Source organism: Actinomadura sp. NPDC048032, assembly GCF_040653175.1.
GTDB classification, from domain to species: domain Bacteria; phylum Actinomycetota; class Actinomycetes; order Streptosporangiales; family Streptosporangiaceae; genus Spirillospora; species Spirillospora verrucosospora.
The window spans coordinates 1-2,217 of record NZ_JBEZJP010000720.1; the positions used below are offsets into that span (position 1 = coordinate 1).

At 59.2% G+C, this 2,217-nt stretch carries 2 rRNA genes; both read left to right on the forward strand.

The annotated features are described in order from the left end of the window. Positions 1–177 precede the first annotated feature (177 nt). Positions 178–1,697, forward strand: a 16S ribosomal RNA gene (locus AB0C69_RS41485). Between the two features lie 423 nt (positions 1,698–2,120). After that, positions 2,121–2,217 (forward strand): 23S ribosomal RNA (locus AB0C69_RS41490); the annotation flags it as partial.

Here is a 2,217-nt window from a genome sequence, read left to right on the forward strand (position 1 = left end):
TTAAAAGCCAGTGCCTTTATCGGCCCGGTCTTTATTCGGCCGGGTCGCCCCGTGCCATCTCTTCGGGGATGGTGGGGATTTCTTTGAGGCAATGCCATCCCGTTGGGGATGGTGATGCCGGGATTGTTTCCTGAGGTTTGGCTGGTCGGGGTTCGCCCCCTGGCTGGTCGTTGGACCTTGATGGAGAGTTTGATCCTGGCTCAGGACGAACGCTGGCGGCGTGCTTAACACATGCAAGTCGAGCGGAAAGGCCCCTTCGGGGGTACTCGAGCGGCGAACGGGTGAGTAACACGTGAGCAACCTGCCCCTGACTCTGGGATAAGCCCGGGAAACTGGGTCTAATACCGGATATGACCACTGGTCGCATGATCGTGTGGTGGAAAGTTTTTCGGTTGGGGATGGGCTCGCGGCCTATCAGCTTGTTGGTGGGGTGATGGCCTACCAAGGCGACGACGGGTAACCGGCCTGAGAGGGCGACCGGTCACACTGGGACTGAGACACGGCCCAGACTCCTACGGGAGGCAGCAGTGGGGAATATTGCGCAATGGGCGGAAGCCTGACGCAGCGACGCCGCGTGAGGGATGACGGCCTTCGGGTTGTAAACCTCTTTCAGCAGGGACGAAGCTAACGTGACGGTACCTGCAGAAGAAGCGCCGGCTAACTACGTGCCAGCAGCCGCGGTAATACGTAGGGCGCAAGCGTTGTCCGGAATTATTGGGCGTAAAGAGCTCGTAGGCGGTTTGTCGCGTCTGTCGTGAAAGCCCACGGCTTAACCGTGGGTCTGCGGTGGATACGGGCAGACTAGAGGCAGGTAGGGGAGAACGGAATTCCCGGTGTAGCGGTGAAATGCGCAGATATCGGGAGGAACACCGGTGGCGAAGGCGGTTCTCTGGGCCTGTACTGACGCTGAGGAGCGAAAGCGTGGGGAGCGAACAGGATTAGATACCCTGGTAGTCCACGCCGTAAACGTTGGGCGCTAGGTGTGGGGTCCTTCCACGGATTCCGCGCCGCAGCTAACGCATTAAGCGCCCCGCCTGGGGAGTACGGCCGCAAGGCTAAAACTCAAAGGAATTGACGGGGGCCCGCACAAGCGGCGGAGCATGTTGCTTAATTCGACGCAACGCGAAGAACCTTACCAAGGCTTGACATCGCCGGAAAACCATCAGAGATGGTGGGTCCTTTTGGGCCGGTGACAGGTGGTGCATGGCTGTCGTCAGCTCGTGTCGTGAGATGTTGGGTTAAGTCCCGCAACGAGCGCAACCCTCGTTCCATGTTGCCAGCACTTCGGGTGGGGACTCATGGGAGACCGCCGGGGTCAACTCGGAGGAAGGTGGGGATGACGTCAAGTCATCATGCCCCTTATGTCTTGGGCTGCAAACATGCTACAATGGCCGGTACAGAGGGCTGCGATACCGTGAGGTGGAGCGAATCCCTTAAAGCCGGTCTCAGTTCGGATCGAAGTCTGCAACTCGACTTCGTGAAGTCGGAGTCGCTAGTAATCGCAGATCAGCAACGCTGCGGTGAATACGTTCCCGGGCCTTGTACACACCGCCCGTCACGTCACGAAAGTCGGCAACACCCGAAGCCCGTGGCCCAACCACCTTGTGTGGGGGGAGCGGTCGAAGGTGGGGCCGGCGATTGGGACGAAGTCGTAACAAGGTAGCCGTACCGGAAGGTGCGGCTGGATCACCTCCTTTCTAAGGAGCACCAACTGGCCGAGGTCGCCTCGTGAGAGGGATCTGGGTCGGTGGCCGCCGTTGACAGCGAATGTCTGTCAGGTGGCTGCTCATAGATGTGGAGCACTGGTTATTCACCAGGCCGTTCATGCGGCTCGGCTAGTACCGCCCCGGAGGTGACTTCGGGGAGTGGGAACAACGAGTTCGGGTGGTCGGACTGGTGGACACGCTGTTGGGTCCTGAGGGAACGGGCGCGAGCCCGGTGGCCTCGGACTACGGGACCAGGACTGCATCACCGCATGGTGGTGTGGTTTTGGTGGGCCCGGTTGTTTTTTGAGAACTGCACAGTGGACGCGAGCATCTCTGGTAGATGACGGACTCGCAGGGGATTTTTTTCCTTGTGGGTTTGTTGTTTATCTGCGATTTGTTCTGATCGTTTTGTGTGTTCAAGTTTTTAAGGGCATACGGTGGATGCCTTGGCATCAGGAGCCGATGAAGGACGTGGGAGCCTGCGATATGCCTCGGGGAGTCGGCAACCAGA